Here is a 17291-nt window from a genome sequence, read left to right on the forward strand (position 1 = left end):
GTCCAAATGGGTCTCCAATGCGGCGGAAAATTCCCGTCGAATCCCATGACCTGTATTTCGAATTTTGTCCAGCAAAGTCACGATCCTAGCGCACGGTTGAAGGGCCGCAGCCAAATTCCGCAGGGTGAGGAGCGGGTCGGTCGCCTGTTACCCCTTGGCAGAAGGCGTGCGAGCAGGTAATCGACGGACCCTTCGCGGAGGACGGAACCGATTTCTCTTCGTACGCCACTGGCGCTTCTGCTCGTTTCATTGGGTGCGATCGCTGCCGTGTGGTGGTGGCTTGCCACGCCGATCACGCTCGCGCGCGCCCCGATCGACCCCGCCGACAAGGTCCAGTGCGTCTCCTACGCGCCGTTCCGCGGCGAGCAGTCGCCGCTGGACGCATGGACCCATATCGAGGCCGACCAGATCGAGCAGGACCTGCGCCAGCTCAGGCAGATCACCGACTGCATTCGTACCTATTCGATGGAAAACGGGCTCGATCAGGTGCCGGCGGTTGCCGCCAAGGTCGGCGGGCTGAAAGTGCTCCAGGGCATCTGGCTCTCCAGCAACCGCACCAAGAATTTCGAGCAGGCCGCGCTCGCCGTTCGCCTCACCAAGGAATTCCCCGACATCATCAGCGCGGTGATCGTCGGCAACGAGGTGCTGCTGCGCGGCGAGATGACGACGGCGGACCTCATCTCGATCATCCGCTCGGTGAAGGCGCAGGTCAGCGTGCCCGTCACCTATGCCGATGTCTGGGAATACTGGCTGAAGAACCGCGAGGTCTATGACGCCGTCGACTTCGTCACGATCCACATCCTGCCCTATTGGGAGGATTTCCCCGTCAGGGCGAAATTCGCTGCCGCCCATGTCGAGCAGATCCGCGAGCGCATGGTGGTGGCGTTTCCCGGCAAGGAGATCCTGATCGGCGAAACCGGCTGGCCGAGCGCGGGCCGCATGCGCGATGGCGCGTTGCCGTCACGCACCAACCAGGCGCGCGTCGTTTCGGAAATCCTCGGCCTTGCCAAGGCGCAGAAGTTCCGCGTCAATCTGATCGAGTCCTACGACCAGCCGTGGAAGCGCAAACTGGAAGGCACCGTCGGCGGCTATTGGGGCCTGTATGATTCGGTGCGACGAAACCTGAAATATCCGCCGGGACAGCCGATCAGCAATTTCCCGTACTGGAAATGGTACATGGGCGCGGGCATGGGCCTCAGCGTGCTGGTGTTCGCCGTCGCGCTCATCACGCTGCGCCGGCGGCCGTGGACGCCGCGCTTCTCGGCCTGGCTCGGCGTCGGCATCTCGGCGACGACGGCGGGCAGCCTGCTCGGTATCGGCATCGACAAGATGTACTACGAGAGCTACGGCATCGGCGGCTGGCTGCTGTGGGGCGCGCTGCTGCTCGCCGGCATCCTGTCGCCGATCTTCTGCGCGCAGGCGATGGTGATCGGCCGCAGCCTTCCGACCTTCCTCGATCTGCTCGGCCCGCGCGAGGGCCGGAAATGGTCGAAGCTCACCGCCGTGCTCGGCCTGACGCTGGCGGTCACGGCCGTGATCGCGGCGCAGACCGCGCTCGGCTTCGTGTTCGACCCGCGCTACAAGGATTTTCCCTACGCCGCGCTGACGATGGCGGTGGTGCCGTTTGCGCTGCTGATGCTGAACCGGCCCCAGATCGGCCAGCGTCCGATCGCCGAAGCGGTGTTCGCGGGCGTGCTGACGCTTTCGGCCGCCTATGTGCTGGTCAACGAGGGCCGCGACAATTGGCAGTCGCTGTGGACCTGCGCGATCTATCTGTTGTTCGCCCTTACGCTGTGGCGGGCGCGGGCCGAGCAAACCCAAGAATGAACAGCCCGATCGCAAGGCCGGACAACACGACGTTGTAGAGCACGATGCCGAGGCCGGCGGCGACGATGCCGACGGTGAGCAGCACGATCGACGGCCGCATCAGGTTCAGCGTCGCCACCACCAGCGCGACGATGCCGAACACCGAATTCTTGAACAGGACGGTCGCGACCGAACGCGCCTTGCAGATTGCGGTCTGCAGGCCGGCGTCGCAGGCAAGCGCGACCGTGGAGAGCTCGATGCCGAGATAGCGCAGGTAACTGGCATAGCCGACGGTGACGAAGCCGACGACGATCAGGAACTGCACCTGGTAGGGCGTGAGGCGGAAAGGCTTTTTTGTCATGGGCGCAATATGATCGGGATGGCGCGGGCAGGCAACAGGGCAGGCGATGTTTCCGCTGGTCCGATCCGGGCGGACGTGTCCTGCCGACGCCCGGATTACTTCAGCCCCAGCCGGCGCTCGACCCAGCCCAGCACGAACAGCACGAGCAACGTCACCGCGATGGCTGCTCCGACGAGCAGCCAGGCTCCCAGCGCGCAGGCAATGCCGAGGCCGGCCGCGATCCAGACCGTTGCGGCCGTGGTGAGGCCGTGGACCGTCTTCGCCTTGGCGTCGTGCAGGATGACGCCGGCCCCGATGAAGCCGACGCCGGTCAACACGCCGGCAACGACGCCCTGAATGACCCTGGAGATCGCATCCGGGTGGTCGCGCAGGTTCTGGAACTCGATCACGGAGATCGAAACCAGCGCGGAGCCGAGAGCCACCAGCGCCAGGGTTCGCATTCCCACCGGCTTGTCGTTCATGTCGCGATCGATGCCGATCAGCAGCCCTGTTCCGGCCGCGACGAGAAGCCTCAGGACATCATCCAGCTCGTTCATCGAAACCCACGAGTTCGGAAACGGACCGACATTTGGATTGCGGCGGACATGACTGCAAGCTTGCTGCGAAAGAGCGGCTCACGTCCAAGCGGCCGTTGGTCGCATGCCCGCAGCTTCCGTTCGGGGCGGAGGCGTTTACCGCCTGAAGAACGACGACAGCGTCGATCCCGCTGACGTCGATGCTGCCTCCGGTTTCGCCGGCGCCGGCGCGGGCTGCGCCGCGGGAGCGGGCGCGGGCTCCTCGCGCTTCGATCGTTTCGAGGAGTAGTTGCGGCGGCGCTGCGGCTTCTCGGGCTTTGCGCTCGGCGCCGCTTCGGCTTGCGGCACCGCGTCCTGATTCTTCTCCGGGCTCTTCTCTTGAACCCTGTCCTGGGCCTTCTCTTGCGCTTTATCTTGGCCCTTTTCCTGGCCCTTCTCTTGTCCCTTCTCCTGGCCGCCACGCATCGACAGGCGCTGACCGTCGAACACGGTGGTCTCGCAGGGACGGTCGTTCTCGGCGAGGCTCGCGCAGAATTTTGCGGCGACGGCGGCGTTGACCAGTGGGCCGGCCCCCAAGCGGAGCTGCATGCCGAGGCCGGTGGTGCCTTCCTTGATCATGATAATCGGCCGCAGCGCTGCGATCTCCGGATGGGACTTGGTCAGGCCGCGCCAGAGCGCGCGCAGGCCATCGATCGAGTTGGCGCCGCCGAGATCGATCGCAAAACGCGTCTGCTGAACCGCGATCGCAGGGGATTCGTTCTCGGCTGCTTCCGGCGGCCTTGCCGCTGCCGCGACGACCTCGGCGGGGGCGGGCGCCGGCTCGGCTTTTTTCTCGGCAGACTTCTCGGCAGACTCCGGTTGAACCAGTTTCGACACGGACGGATCCGGCGGCGCCATGAGTGACTTCGACGGCACCAGCGGAATGGCCGGCAGCGCCGAATTCATTGCCGGAGTCTGTTGCACGAGCGAGGCGGCGGCCGCGGTCTGCGGCGGTGGGCTCGGCGGCTCCTTCAGCGATTCCTTCGGAGCGTCCTTCTGAGAATCCTTCTGAGAATCCTTGGCGGCTTCGGTGCGCGGCTTGTCGTTCGCCGGAGTTGGACTAGAGGCGACCGGCGCGACGCTGGGAGCTGCGGGCGCCGGGTCCTGCGGCTTCGCGACCTGCTGCGGCATGGCGGTCTGCTTCGCAATGGCGCCGGTGACGGAATCGAGCCCTTGCTCCAGCACGGTGACGCGCGAATAGAGCCGGTCGCGATCGGTGTTCAGCGTCTCGACGGCGGCGGCGAGGCGGCGGGCCTCGTTCTGGCTCTCCCTGGTCAGCATCTGGAGCCGGTCGGCCTGGCGCGCGAGATCGGCGGCAGCAGCGTGGTCGCGCCGCCAGCCGAACTGGGCCTGGTTGGCCATCACCGCGATGACGACCGCGCCCACGGCCGCTACGCCCCACGAGCCCAGCCGCCACATCATGCGACGGTCGAACGCGCTTTCCTCCGCCAAAAGTCCGGAGAACAGCCCGCCGGTCTCCTTGGTGCCGAAGGCATCCGCCAGTCGGTCGGAATCCTTTGCCATGTACGTTAAGTGCCCAGCCCCGGTCCGGGCTTCCCCGAATCAATCAGGGAACATTAACAGGAAAAGCGCCTCGCACTTGAATTCCTGGCGTTTGCGGGGGTAGCAAGGCGATAGCCTTCCGAGGGCGCTCGCTGCCCGTTGCGCCAATTGATTCGGCCATAGCTGTCAGGATTTCGATGACCGCCCGTTCCAGCCTCACGATCGTGCTCGCCGCCGGTGAAGGCACGCGCATGCGATCGAGCCTGCCGAAGGTGCTGCATCCCGTGGCTTCGCAGACGCTGCTCGCCCACGTGCTCGCCGCCGCACCGAAGGGAGCCGGCACCTCGCTCGCGGTCGTGATCGGCCCCGATCACCAGGCGGTCGCGGATGAAGCGAAGCGCATCCGCCCCGACGTGCTCATCTTCGTGCAGAACGAACGCCTCGGCACCGCGCACGCGGTGCTGGCGGCGCGCGAAGCGATCGCGCGCGGCGTTGACGATCTCCTCATCGCCTTCGGCGACACGCCGCTGATCTCGGCCGAGACCTTTGCGCGGCTGCGCGCGCCGCTCGCCGGCGGCGCCGCGCTCGCCGCGCTCGGGTTTCGCGCCGCCGATCCGACCGGCTACGGCCGCTTCATCGTCGAGGGCGGCCGCCTGGTCGCGATCCGCGAACAGGCCGACGCCAGTGCGGATGAGCTCAGGATCGATCTGTGCAACGCCGGCGTGATGGCGATCGACGGCCGCCGCGCGCTCGACATCCTCGGGCAAATCGGCAATGCGAATTCCAAGGGCGAATATTATCTGACGGACGCAGTCGAAATCGTCCGCGAAAAGGGATGGGAGTCCGTCGTGATCGAGACCAGCGAGGACGAGGTGCGCGGCATCAACACCAAGGCGCAGCTCGCCGAAGCGGAAGGCGTGATCCAGGCGCGCTTGCGCAAGGCAGCGATGGAGGCCGGCGTCACACTGATCGCGCCGGAGACGGTTTATCTCTCCGCGGACACCGTGTTCGGCAAGGACGTGACCATCGAGCCGTTCGTGGTGATCGGCCCCGGTGTGTCGATCGCGGACGGCACCGTGATCCATTCCTTCTCGCATATCGTCGAGACCACGCTTGGCAAGAACGTCTCGATCGGCCCCTATGCGCGGCTTCGTCCCGGCACCTCGCTCGGCGACGGCGCACGCATCGGCAATTTCGTGGAGACCAAGGCGGCGACGCTGGAGGCTGGCGTCAAGGTCAACCATCTTTCCTACATCGGCGATGCCACCGTCGGCGCCAACTCCAACATCGGTGCCGGCACCATCACCTGCAACTACGACGGCTTCAAGAAGCACAAGACGGTGATCGGGCAGGGCGCATTCGTCGGCACCAACTCTTCGCTGGTCGCGCCGGTGACGATCGGCAAGGGCGCCTATATCGGTTCCGGCTCGGTGATCACGAAGGATGTACCCGACGACGCGATGGCGCTGGAGCGCAGCCAGCAGGTCATCAGGGAAGGCGGCGCGGCGCGCTATCGCGAGCTGAAGACGGGCGGCAAGAAGCCGGAGAAGTAAGCGGCCGCTATTCTATTGGGCCCGCTGGAAGCGGGCGTCTCGAAGGATGGCCGCGGGCTAGATGCGGGCCTTCATGGTTCGAGACGCACTTCGCGCTCCTCACCATGAGGGTCTCCTTCCGCTGCGGCGCTATTCGTCGTCGGCGAATTCGGAGAATATGGCGCGGGTCAGGCGCCAGCCGCGCGGCTTGGCGCGCTTCACCGGCTCGCCTTGCGAATGCTTGACGAAGACAGGCTTGCTTTCCTTGCCGCGCTGGGGAGGCGGCCAATGCGCGAGGTGCGTGCCCGTGGTCTCGCTGGCGCGGACGGACATCGATGACAGGCCTTTGCGGTCGGACGAGCCCTTCATGACCTTGTGTCTCCCGGGTCAATCGTTGGTCAAATCTGTTGACAACAAGTTAAGGCGCGCGGTTTAAGGCCGGCCAATTCGACGCAGGCGAAGCGCAGGGCGTACGGTGTGCTGTCTCAATCGGCAATAATTATTGAGTATCTGGTTCGCGGGGAACTTCGCTAAAAACTGAGCGCGTCGTTTAGGCGATTTTTCGACGATTTGGGGGATAGTGATCCGCATGTGCGGGATTGTCGGCATTCTCGGGCGCGAGCCGGTTGCAGAGCAATTGGTGGATTCGCTCAAACGTCTTGAATATCGCGGCTATGATTCCGCGGGCGTCGCCACGCTGGAAGGTGCGCACCTGGAGCGCCGCCGCGCCGAGGGCAAGCTGAAGAATTTGGAGAAGCGGCTCGAAGCCGAGCCTCTGAAGGGCACCACCGGGATCGGCCACACGCGCTGGGCCACCCACGGCAGGCCGACCGTCAACAATGCCCATCCGCACGCGACTGAGCGCGTCGCTGTCGTTCACAACGGCATCATCGAGAATTTCCGCGAGCTGCGCGAGGAGCTCGAGAAGAACGGCACGGTGTTCCACACCGAGACCGACACCGAGATCGTACTGCATCTCGTCGACGATCTGCTCGCACGCGGCAACAAGCCGGTCGAAGCCGTCAAGCTGACGCTGGCGCGGCTGCGCGGCGCCTTCGCGCTCGGTTTCATCTTCTCCGGCGACAACGACCTCATGATCGGGGCCCGCAACGGACCGCCGCTGGCGATCGGTTACGGCGACGGCGAGATGTATCTCGGCTCCGACGCCATCGCGCTCGGCCCGTTCACCGACACGATCAGCTATCTCGAAGATGGCGACTGGGTGGTGCTGACCCGCAAGAGCGCGACGATCTTCGACAAGGACGGCTACACCGTCCAGCGCGACAAGATCAGGCACGCCGCCTCGACCTCGCTGGTCGACAAGGCCAATTACCGCCACTTCATGGCAAAGGAGATCCACGAGCAGCCGGAAGTGGTCGGCCACACGCTGGCGCGCTACGTCGACATGGCGACCGAGCGCGTCGCGCTGCCGGTCAAGCTCCCGTTCGACCTCAAGACCATCCAGCGCATCAACATCACGGCGTGCGGCACCGCGAGCTATGCCGGCTTCGTCGCGAAGTACTGGTTCGAGCGCTTTGCGCGCGTGCCGGTCGAGGTCGATGTCGCCTCCGAATTCCGCTACCGCGAGGCGCCGTTGCGCAAGGGCGATCTCGCCATCTTCATCTCGCAGTCCGGCGAGACCGCCGACACCCTGGCCGCGCTGCGCTATGCCAAGGCGCAAGGCGTGCACACGGTTGCCGTCGTCAACGTGCCGACGTCTACGATCGCGCGCGAGAGCGAGACCGTGCTGCAAACGCTGGCGGGACCGGAGATCGGCGTCGCCTCGACCAAGGCTTTCACCTGCCAGCTCATGGTGCTGGCAAACCTTGCGATCGCAGCCGGCAAGGCGAGAGGCGAATTGTCCGACGAGGACGAGACCAGGCTGGTCCATGGCCTCGTCGAGGTCCCGCGCCTGATGGCAGACGCGCTCACCACCGAGCCCCAGATCGAGAAGCTCGCGCACCGGATCGCCAAGTCGCGCGACGTGCTCTATCTCGGCCGCGGCACCAGCTTTCCGCTGGCGCTCGAAGGCGCGCTGAAGCTGAAGGAGATCTCCTACATCCACGCCGAAGGCTATGCCGCCGGCGAGCTCAAGCACGGGCCGATCGCGCTGATCGACGAGACCATGCCGGTCGTGGTCATCGCGCCCCACGACAGGGTGTTCGAGAAGACGGTCTCCAACATGCAGGAGGTCGCCGCGCGCGGCGGCAACATCATCCTGATGACGGACGCCAAGGGTGCCGCGGAGGCGACCGTCGAGTCCCTCGTCACCATCGTCATGCCTGACATGGCGGCGGCTTTCACGCCGATGGTCTACGCCGTCCCCGTGCAGCTGCTTGCCTATCACACGGCTGTCGTCATGGGTACCGACGTCGACCAGCCGCGCAACCTCGCCAAATCGGTGACCGTGGAATAGGCAAAACGGACATCGGTCGGTCGCTTCGTGGTCTTCCAAAACCTGCTAGAAGACCCTAGCTTGTTGCTAGCGACCGACCTGGAACCCGAATGACCCCCCGCGACGACGCGCCTGCGCCTGTTGATCCCGTCCCGGAACCGCATACCGGCCTGATGGGCCGCTTCCGCAATTATTTCCTGACCGGCCTCGTCGTGACCGGGCCGATCGCGATCACGCTGTATCTGGTCTGGTGGTTCGTTACCTGGGTCGACGGCGTGGTGCGGCCCTTCGTGCCGCTGGCCTACCGGCCTGAAACCTATCTGCCCTACGTCATTCCCGGCTGGGGACTGGTCGTCGCATTCTTCACGCTGACGCTGGTCGGCTTCCTGGCGGCCAATCTGATCGGCCGGACGCTGGTCGATGTCGGCGAGACCTTGCTGGGCCGGATCCCGGCGGTGCGCGCCATCTATCGCGGCCTGAAGCAGGTGTTCGAGACGCTGTTCTCGGGCAAGGGCTCGAGCTTCCGCAAAGTCGGCCTCGTCGAGTTTCCCTCGCCGGGCATGTGGTCGATCGTGCTGATCTCGCAATCGCCGAACGAGGATATCGCGCGCAGCCTGCCGGGCCAGGAGGAGCACGTCTCGGTGTTCCTGCCGTGCTCGCCGAACCCGACCACCGGCTTCTTCTTCTATGTCCCGAAGAGCAAGATCATCGAGGTCGATCTCACCGCCGAGGATGCCGCGACCCTGATCATGTCGGCCGGCGTAGTGCAGCCGGGCTCGGCCCCCGATCCGAAGAAGGCGGCCGCGCTTGCCGGCGTGGCGAATGCCGCGCGTATCGCCAATGCCTCCAAGCTCCAGCCCGAACCTGCGAAGGCGGAGTAGGGCCATTCCGTCGCGGGATGGCCGCGTTCACGCAGGCGTTTTCGTCCTCTGCTATTCTCTGGTTGAACCCGAGCCTGTCGCCCGGAATTCGATCTGGAGTGCACGATGTCCGAAATGACGTCAAAGACCATTGCGATCCTCGCTCCCGGTGCCATGGGCAGCGCCGTGGCCCGCCGTCTCAGCGAGAACGGAGCGCGCGTGCTGACGTCGCTGAAGGGACGGAGCGAGGCGACCTTGAAGCGGGCCGTGGACGCCGGCATGGTCGGCGCCGAGGACGAGGCGATCGCCGGGGCCGATATCATCCTCTCGATCGTGCCGCCGGGCGAAGCCGTCGCGCTGGCCGAGCGCCTGGCGTCGCTGATCGTCCGGCGCGCAAAGAAGCCTGTTGTCGTCGACTGCAACGCCGTCAATGTCGATACGGTGCAAAGGATCGAGGAGATCATCGGCTCGGCGCAGGCGCCGTTCGTTGATGCCGGCATCATCGGCTTCCCGCCGCAGCCCGGCGGCAAGGGCCCGGCCTTCTACATGTCCGGCGAGCACGCCAAGGACGTCTCCGTGCTGAAGGACCTCGGCCTCGACGTGCGGATCGTCGAAGGCCCGGTGGGCGCGGCCTCTGCGCTCAAGATGTCCTACGCCGGTATCGTCAAGGGCCTCGCCGGCATCGGCTCGGCCATGGTGATTGCGGCCACGAAGGCCGGCGCGGCCGATGCGCTCCGCGACGAGCTCGCGCTGAGCCAGCCGGCGATCCTGGCGCGGCTCGAGGTCGCGCTGCCCGACATGATCCCGAAAGCGTATCGCTGGGTCGCGGAGATGCGGGAGATTTCCGGATTCCTCGGGCCCGATCACCCGGCCAGCCAGATCTATGAGGGCTTTGCGCGCTGGTTCGAGCATCTCGCGGGGGATGCGAAAGCTGAGGCGGTGGATGCGGAGCTGATGAAGGCCTTCGCGGCGAGCATCGCGCAGAAGAAGACCTAGTCGTCAGGAACTGCGGAAGCCGACTCCAGAAAGCCCTGGACGTCCCGGTCGCGTTTCAAGCGTACAACGTGTGCCGAACTCCATCCACATCGTCATTGCGAGCGAAGCGAAGCAATCCAGGATCTTCCCGTGGAGGGACTCTGGATTGCTTCGCTTCGCTCGCAATGACGGGGAGGAGACGGCGCGAGGCCCCTCTGTTACTATTCTGCGGAAGCAGGCGCATGGGAGTTCGAATGAGAGTGCTTGTGATCGGCGCGGGCGCGCTTGGCGGGTATTACGGAGCTTGCCTCGTCCGGGCAGGCCGCGACGTGACCTTCCTGGTGCGCGAGAAGCGGGCCGAGCAATTGCGGCGGAATGGATTGCAGGTCGTGAGCCCGCACGGCAACTTCGCGGTGCAGCCGAAGCTTCTTGCGGCTGACGACCTCAAGGAGGCGTTCGACATCGTGCTCGTCGGCGTGAAGGCCTACTCGCTCGGCGACGCGATGGGCCAGTTTGCGCCCGCCGTCGGCCCCGACACGATGATCCTGCCGATCCTGAACGGGTTGAAACATATCGACGCTCTCATCGGCAGGTTCGGCGCTGCTCGCGTCCTCGGCGGGCTCGCGAATGTCAGTGCCGGGCTCGATGCGGAGGGCCGGGTCGTTCAGTTCATGGCCAACCAGACGATCGTTTTCGGCGAGATCGAGGGGACGCTGAGCGAACGTGCACTCGCAGTGGAGACACTGCTCCAGGTCCCCGGCATCGACGTGCGTGCCAGCGAAGCGATCATGCAGGACATGTGGGAGAAGTTCGTGCAGCTCTCGACGCTCGCCGGCATCACCTGCCTGATGCGCGCGAGCATCGGAGACATCCTGGCCGTCCCCAACGGGGAGCAGTCGATTTTCCGTCTGTTTGCGGAGTGCTGCGCTGTTGCGACAGCTTCAGGCTTTGAGCCACGCGCGCCGTTCATCGAGTTTGACCGCAAGCTGTTCACCACCCTGGATTCGCCGCTGAAGGCCTCGATGCTGCGCGACATCGAGCGCGGCTCGATTACGGAGGCAGAGCACATCCTGGGCGATATGGCCAACCGCGCCCGTGTGCTCGGCATTGACACGCCGCTGCTGGATCTCGCCCGCGCGCATGTGGCGGCTTATGAGGTTGGGCGCCGAAGAGCGGCAGGCTAACCCGCTCCGATCAGCGGGATCGCTTCGTCCCGTTCATACAGATACAACAGGCAGCGCAGCGCCTCGCCGCGCTCGCCCTTGAGCTTGGGATCGTCCTTCAGGATCCGCAGCGCCTCGTCTCTGGCCTGGGCGATCAGCTGGCCGTGCACCTCCGGGCGCGCGATGCGATAGCCGGGCAGGCCGCTCTGGCGCACCCCGAGCACGTCGCCTTCGCCGCGCAGCTTCAAATCTTCCTCGGCGATGCGGAAGCCGTCGGTGGTCTCGCGGATCACTTTCAGCCGCGCCTTCGACATCTCGCCGAGCGGCTCGCCGTAGAGCAGAATGCAGGTCGAGGCTTCCGAGCCGCGTCCGATGCGGCCGCGCAGCTGGTGCAGCTGGGCAAGGCCAAAGCGCTCGGCGTTCTCGATCACCATGATGGTTGCGGCGGGCACGTCGACGCCGACCTCGACCACGGTGGTCGCGACAAGGAGTCCGATCTCGTGCGCGGCGAACTGGCCCATCACGCGATCCTTCTCGGTGCCCTTCATCTGGCCGTGAACGAGGCCGACACGCTCGCCGAAACGTTTTTGCAGGCTCTCGAAACGCTTGGTCGCGTTGGTCAGGTGCTCGGTGCCCTCGGCTTCGGATTCCTCGACCAGCGGGCAGATCCAGTAGACCAGCTTGCCGGTTTCGAGCGCGCGGCCGACACCGTCCATCACCTCACCGAGCCGGCTCATGGCCACGGCGCGGGTGTCGATCGGCTGGCGGCCGGCGGGCTTTTCGCGCAGTTCCGAGATGTCCATGTCGCCGAAATAGGTCAGCACCAGCGTGCGCGGGATCGGTGTGGCGCTGAGCACCAGCACGTCGACGGCTTCGCCCTTGGACGTCAGCGCGAGACGTTCGCGGACGCCAAAGCGATGCTGCTCGTCGACGATGGCGAGCGCGAGATCCCTGAAGATCACATCGTCCTGGATCAGCGCGTGGGTGCCGGCGAGGAGGTCGATCTCGCCCTCGGCAAGTTTTGTGATGATCTCGCGCCGCTCCTTGCCTTTCTCCCGGCCGGTGAGAATGGCAACGCGCATGCCGGCGCGCTCGGCGAGCGGGGCGATGGTCTTGATGTGCTGGCGGGCCAGGATCTCGGTCGGCGCCATCAGCGCGGCCTGCTTGCCGACTTCGGCGACGGCGGCGGCTGCGAGCAGCGCCACCACGGTTTTGCCCGAGCCAACGTCGCCCTGGAGCAGCCGCAGCATGCGCAACGGTTGCTTCAGGTCTTCGGCGATGGCCGCGGCGGCGCTGCGTTGCGAGGGCGTGAGCGCGTAAGGCAGGGCGTCGATGATCTTGTTGCGCAAATGTCCATCGCCGGCGTTGCGCACGCCGGCCGGGCGGCGCAATTGCGCTCGGATCAGGGCAAGCGCGAGCTGGCCGGCCAGCAGCTCGTCGAAGGCGAGGCGGGACCAGAACGGCTGGTCCGGCAGGATGTCCGTCAGCTCGACCGGCTGGTGCACGCGGGTGAGCGCTTCCGCGATGGGAGGGAAGTTGCAGCGCCGTATCACCTCCGGGCTGATCCATTCGGGCAGCGCCGGCAGCTTTTGCAGCGCCTGCGCGATCGCGCGGCGGAGCGAGCCGAGCGCGAGGCCTTCGGTCAGCGGATAGACAGGATCGATGCCGGAGAGCTTCGAGATCGCCTGCTCGTCGAGCACGCGATCGGGATGCACGATCTGCGGAATGCCGTCGTACATCTGCAGCGTGCCGGAGACGTAGCGCTTCTCCCCGACCGGCAGCAGCTTTTCGACATAGCCCGGCTTGGCGCGGAAGAACGTGAGCACGACATCGCCGGTGTCGTCGCTGGCGTAGACCAGATACGGCGCGCGCGCATTACGCGGCGGGGGCGGGCGGTGGCGATCGACGGTGATCTCCAGCGTCACCATGGTTCCGACGGCCGCGTCGCGGATCTTCGGCCGGGCCCGGCGGTCGATGACCTGGCTCGGCAGATGCAGCAGCAGGTCGACCAGCCGCGGCGTCTCGCTGCGGCTGAGCAGGTACTGCAGCAGCTTGTCCTGCTTCGGACCGACGCCGGGCAGGCTGGTCACGGGAGCAAACAGGGGATTGAGCAGGCTGGGGCGCATTCGGGGAATCTAGGATCGTTCCTCGCCGTCATGCCCGGCTTTATGCCGGGCATCCACGTCTTTTTTCAGCCCGGTGTGGATGGCCGGGCCTTCGCCTCGCCGAAGCGGCTTCGGCCGCGCAGGCGCAACAAAGGGCTGACACGGCCGCCTCGAATGGCTATATCACCCCGGCCCGGCACGTCCGGGCTTTCTGCGTTTGACTGGATTTGAGACATGACGGGAACGACACGATCGAGCGACGGGCTGGACGACCGCCGCAAGCGGCTTCTGTTCCGCTGCTGGCACCGCGGCACGCGCGAGATGGACCTGATCCTCGGCCGCTTCGCGGATGCCGAGATCGGCAACCTGTCCGACGCCGAGCTGGACGAACTCGAGCGCCTGCTCGAAGTCAACGATCCTGATCTCTATGCCGCCATCAGCGGCGACAAGGTGCTGCCAGCTGTCACCGGCGCGCTGTTTGCCCGCATCAAGGCGTTTCCGATCACGGACGGCAATCTATGAAGCATGGGATGAAGTCGCCGGCGGAGCTGCTCACGCCCGGCCGCGCGCTGACGCTTGCCAATGTCGCAGAGGGCGCGGAAGGGCTCGTCGTCTCCGATCTCGCCCGCGCCATTGCGGCGCGGCCGAAGAAGCCGGCGGTCAGCCTTGCCGTGGTCTGCCGCGACGGCGGGCGCATGCAGTCGCTCGAACGCGCGCTGAGATTCTTCGCGCCGGATCTGCCGGTGCTGACCTTTCCGGCCTGGGACTGCCAGCCCTATGACCGCGTCTCGCCGCATGGCGGCATCCTGGCACAGCGCCTGACCACGCTGGCCCGGCTGGCTCCTCTCACCGGCAGCGACAAGCCGCTGATCGTGCTGACGACCGTGAACGCCGTGGTGCAGCGCGTGCTCGCGCGCGAGCTCGTGGCGGCGCAGGCGCTGTCGGTCGCCCCCGGCAATGTCGTGCCGATGGACACCATCGTCGCCTGGCTCGAGCACAACGGCTACAACCGTTCCTCGACCGTGCGCGAGCCCGGCGAATACGCCGTGCGCGGCGGCATCCTCGATCTGTTTCCGGCCGGCCTCGAACAGCCTGTGAGGTTCGACTTCTTCGGCGACAGCCTGGAATCGATCCGGTCCTTCGATGCCGAGACCCAGCGCACGCTGCTCGACATGCGCTCGCTCGACCTCGTGCCGGTGTCCGAGTTCCAGCTCGTCACCGACACCATCCGTCGTTTCCGCATGGGCTATGTCGCCGAGTTCGGCGCGCCCGAGCGCGACGATGCGCTGTACGAGGCCGTCAGCGAAGGCCGCCGCCATCCCGGCATGGAACACTGGCTGCCGCTGTTCCAGGACCGGATGGACACGCTGTTCGACTATCTGCAAGGCGCTCCGATCGCGATCGAGCCGCAGGCTGAGGACGCCGTGCGCGAACGCTTCAAGCAGATCCTCGACTATTACGAGGCGAGGCGCGAGGCGATGGAGCATCCCGGCGGTGGCGCCATCTACAAGCCGCTGCCGCCCGATCGGCTCTATCTGACCGAGGAGGAATGGGGCAAGCGCCTCGGCGATATCCCGCTGGCGCGGCTGACGCCGTTCTCGGTGCCGACCGACGGCACAGGCGTGGTCGATGCCGGTGCGCGCAAGGGCCGCGACTTCGCCCCCGAGCGCAACGACAGCAATGTCAACGTGTTCGAAGCCGTCGTCGCGCATGTGATGGCCTTGCAGGCCCAGCGCAAGAAGGTCGTGATCGCGCTGTGGTCCGAAGGTTCGCGTGACCGCATGACGTCGATGCTGCGCGATCACAAGCTGACCCACACCACCAGCGTCAACAGCTGGCGCACGGTGCAGGCGACGCCGCGCAACGAGACCATGCTCGCCGTGCTCGGCCTCGAGAGCGGCTTCGAGACCGACGAGATCGCGCTCATCAGCGAGCAGGATATCCTCGGCGACCGCCTGGTGCGGCCGCGCAAGGCCAGCCGCAAGCTCGATAATTTCATCTCGGAGGTGACGAGCCTCAATGCCGGCGACATCGTCGTGCATGTCGATCACGGGATCGGCCGCTTCATCGGCCTGCAGACGCTCGACGTCGCCGGCGCGCCGCATGACTGTCTCGAACTGCATTACGCCGCCGAGACCAAGCTGTTTCTCCCCGTCGAGAACATCGAGCTGCTGTCGCGCTACGGCTCCGACCAGACCGACGTCGAGCTGGATCGACTGGGCGGCTCGGGCTGGCAGACCCGCAAGGCGAAGCTGAAGAACCGCATCCGCGAGATCGCGGGCGAGCTGATCAAGATCGCCGCCGAGCGCATGCTGCACGAGGCGCCGAAACTGCCGGTGCAGCAGGGCCTCTATGACGAGTTCTGCGCGCGCTTCCCCTATGACGAGACCGAGGACCAGCTCGGCGCCATCGAATCCACGCTGAAGGATCTCGAAAAGGGCCGGCCCATGGACCGGCTGATCTGCGGCGACGTCGGTTTCGGCAAGACCGAGGTCGCGCTGCGCGCCGCCTTTGCGGTGGCGCTGGACGGCAAGCAGGTTGCGGTGGTGGTGCCGACCACGCTGCTCGCCCGCCAGCACCACCGGACCTTCACCGAGCGGTTCAAGGGTTTCCCGGTCAACGTTGCCCAGGCCTCGCGCCTGATCCCCACGAAACAGCTCAACGAGGTCAAGAAGGGCCTCACCGACGGCTCCGTCGACATCGTCGTCGGCACCCATGCGCTGCTCGGCAAGGCGATCAAATTCCGCGATCTTGGCCTGCTCATCGTCGACGAGGAGCAGCATTTCGGCGTCAGCCACAAGGAGCGGCTGAAGGCGCTGCGCGCCGAGGTCCATGTGCTGACGCTGTCGGCGACGCCGATCCCGCGGACGCTGCAATTGGCGCTCACCGGCGTGCGCGAGCTCTCGATCATCGCCTCGCCCCCGGTCGACCGCCTCGCGGTCCGCACCTTCGTCGCCCCGCACGATCCTCTGATGATCCGCGAGGCGCTGCTGCGCGAGCGCTATCGCGGCGGCCAGGCGTTCTACGTCGTGCCGCGCATCGACGACCTCGCCGAGGTCAAGGACTTCCTCGACAAGAACGTGCCGGAGATGAAGGTCGCGGTCGCGCACGGCCAGATGCCGCCCGCCGTGATCGAGGACATCATGACCGCGTTCTACGACGGCAAGTTCGACATCCTGCTGTCGACCACCATCGTCGAGTCCGGCCTCGACATCCCCAACGCCAACACCCTGATCGTGCACCGCGCCGATATGTTCGGCCTGGCCCAGCTCTACCAGCTCCGCGGCCGTGTCGGCCGCTCGAAGCTGCGGGCCTATGCGCTATTCACGCTGCCGGCGCAGCAGAAGATCACCGCGCAGGCCGAGCGCCGGCTCACCGTGCTGCAATCGCTGGAGACGCTGGGCGCGGGCTTCCAGCTCGCTTCCCACGACCTCGATATCCGCGGCGCCGGCAATCTGCTCGGCGAGGAGCAGTCCGGCCACATCAAGGAGGTCGGCTTCGAGCTTTATCAATCGATGCTGGAGGAGGCGATCGTCAACCTCAAGGCCGGCGTCTCCGAGCCCGCTGCCGACCGCTGGTCGCCACAGATCACCATCGGCATGCCCGTGCTGATTCCGGACGACTATGTCAGCGATCTCTCGGTGCGGCTGTCGCTGTACCGGCGGCTTGCCGATCTCGACACCGAGGAGGAGATCGAGAACTTTGGCGCCGAGATGCGCGACCGCTTCGGCGTGCTGCCCGACGAGGTGCGTTATCTCTTCAAGGTCGCCGCGATCAAGGCGTTCTGCCGCAGGGCCAATGTCGAGAAGATCGATGCCGGTCCGAAGGGAGCCGTCATCGCCTTCCGCGACAATTCCTTCGCCTATCCCGATCGCCTCGTGACCTTCATCCGCAGCCACGGCCAGGCCGCCAAGGTGCGGCCCGACATGAAGGTTGTGTTCCTGCAGGACTGGGAAACCCCGGAAGAGCGCCTCGCCGGCACGACGGAGATCATGCGGCAGCTGGCACAGCTCGCCGAGAGCAAGAAGGCGGCGTAA

At 66.0% G+C, this 17291-nt stretch carries 13 protein-coding genes; 8 read left to right on the forward strand and 5 right to left on the reverse strand.

The window, feature by feature from the left end:
- The first annotated feature begins 249 nt into the window (after nt 1-249).
- Nucleotides 250-1827 (forward strand): beta-(1-6) glucans synthase, encoded by a 1578-nt coding sequence (locus tag XH96_RS19745; protein WP_246790137.1) that lies wholly within the window; start codon nt 250-252, stop codon nt 1825-1827.
- Here the strand turns inward: XH96_RS19745 and XH96_RS19750 are convergent.
- The 3 genes from XH96_RS19750 to XH96_RS19760 all read right to left on the reverse strand — a co-directional run bounded on the left by XH96_RS19750 (nt 1787) and on the right by XH96_RS19760 (nt 4245).
- A complete protein-coding gene (locus tag XH96_RS19750; protein ID WP_194393894.1) occupies nt 1787-2167 on the reverse strand; it encodes a hypothetical protein in 381 nt (126 codons plus the stop codon). The two genes, XH96_RS19745 and XH96_RS19750, sit on opposite strands and share 41 nt — an antisense overlap.
- Nucleotides 2168-2262: 95 nt before the next feature.
- Nucleotides 2263-2703 carry an MgtC/SapB family protein gene (locus XH96_RS19755; protein WP_028178747.1) on the reverse strand — a complete coding sequence of 147 codons (441 nt, stop codon included), beginning with the start codon at nt 2701-2703 and terminating at the stop codon, nt 2263-2265.
- Between the two features lie 135 nt (nt 2704-2838).
- Entirely contained in the window at nt 2839-4245 is a 1407-nt protein-coding gene (locus XH96_RS19760) for a hypothetical protein (protein WP_194393895.1), read from the reverse strand.
- Between the two features lie 176 nt (nt 4246-4421).
- Between XH96_RS19760 and glmU the strand changes: the two genes are divergently transcribed.
- Nucleotides 4422-5777 carry a bifunctional UDP-N-acetylglucosamine diphosphorylase/glucosamine-1-phosphate N-acetyltransferase GlmU gene (glmU, locus tag XH96_RS19765; RefSeq protein ID WP_194393896.1) on the forward strand — a complete coding sequence of 452 codons (1356 nt, stop codon included), beginning with the start codon at nt 4422-4424 and terminating at the stop codon, nt 5775-5777.
- Between the two features lie 129 nt (nt 5778-5906).
- Here the strand turns inward: glmU and XH96_RS19770 are convergent, their stop codons facing one another.
- Nucleotides 5907-6125 (reverse strand): hypothetical protein, encoded by a 219-nt coding sequence (locus tag XH96_RS19770; RefSeq protein ID WP_035673956.1) that lies wholly within the window; start codon nt 6123-6125, stop codon nt 5907-5909.
- Nucleotides 6126-6345: 220 nt separating this feature from the next.
- Between XH96_RS19770 and glmS the strand changes: the two genes are divergently transcribed.
- The 4 genes from glmS (at nt 6346) to panE (ending at nt 11170) form a co-directional block, all read left to right on the forward strand.
- On the forward strand, nt 6346-8172 hold the full coding sequence (glmS, locus tag XH96_RS19775; protein ID WP_194393897.1) for a glutamine--fructose-6-phosphate transaminase (isomerizing): 1827 nt from the start codon (nt 6346-6348) through the stop codon (nt 8170-8172).
- Between the two features lie 89 nt (nt 8173-8261).
- The gene (locus XH96_RS19780) at nt 8262-9032 is read left to right on the forward strand and encodes a DUF502 domain-containing protein (RefSeq protein ID WP_194393898.1); all 771 of its coding nucleotides are present in this window, start codon (nt 8262-8264) and stop codon (nt 9030-9032) included.
- 105 nt (nt 9033-9137) lie between these two features.
- A complete protein-coding gene (locus tag XH96_RS19785; protein ID WP_194393899.1) occupies nt 9138-10007 on the forward strand; it encodes an NAD(P)-dependent oxidoreductase in 870 nt (289 codons plus the stop codon).
- Between the two features lie 233 nt (nt 10008-10240).
- The gene (gene panE, locus XH96_RS19790; protein WP_194393900.1) at nt 10241-11170 is read left to right on the forward strand and encodes a 2-dehydropantoate 2-reductase; all 930 of its coding nucleotides are present in this window, start codon (nt 10241-10243) and stop codon (nt 11168-11170) included.
- Here the strand turns inward: panE and recG are convergent.
- On the reverse strand, nt 11167-13275 hold the full coding sequence (recG, locus tag XH96_RS19795) for an ATP-dependent DNA helicase RecG (protein WP_194393901.1): 2109 nt from the start codon (nt 13273-13275) through the stop codon (nt 11167-11169). The genes panE and recG overlap by 4 nt on opposite strands.
- A 213-nt stretch (nt 13276-13488) precedes the next feature.
- Between recG and XH96_RS19800 the strand changes: the two genes are divergently transcribed.
- A complete protein-coding gene (locus XH96_RS19800; protein ID WP_194393902.1) occupies nt 13489-13776 on the forward strand; it encodes a succinate dehydrogenase assembly factor 2 in 288 nt (95 codons plus the stop codon).
- Nucleotides 13773-17291: a transcription-repair coupling factor gene (gene mfd / locus XH96_RS19805; protein ID WP_194393903.1), complete on the forward strand. Its 3519-nt coding sequence runs from the start codon at nt 13773-13775 to the stop codon at nt 17289-17291. The genes XH96_RS19800 and mfd overlap by 4 nt, the downstream gene beginning before the upstream one ends.

Source organism: Bradyrhizobium sp. CCBAU 51765, from assembly GCF_015291725.1.
Taxonomy (GTDB): domain Bacteria; phylum Pseudomonadota; class Alphaproteobacteria; order Rhizobiales; family Xanthobacteraceae; genus Bradyrhizobium; species Bradyrhizobium liaoningense.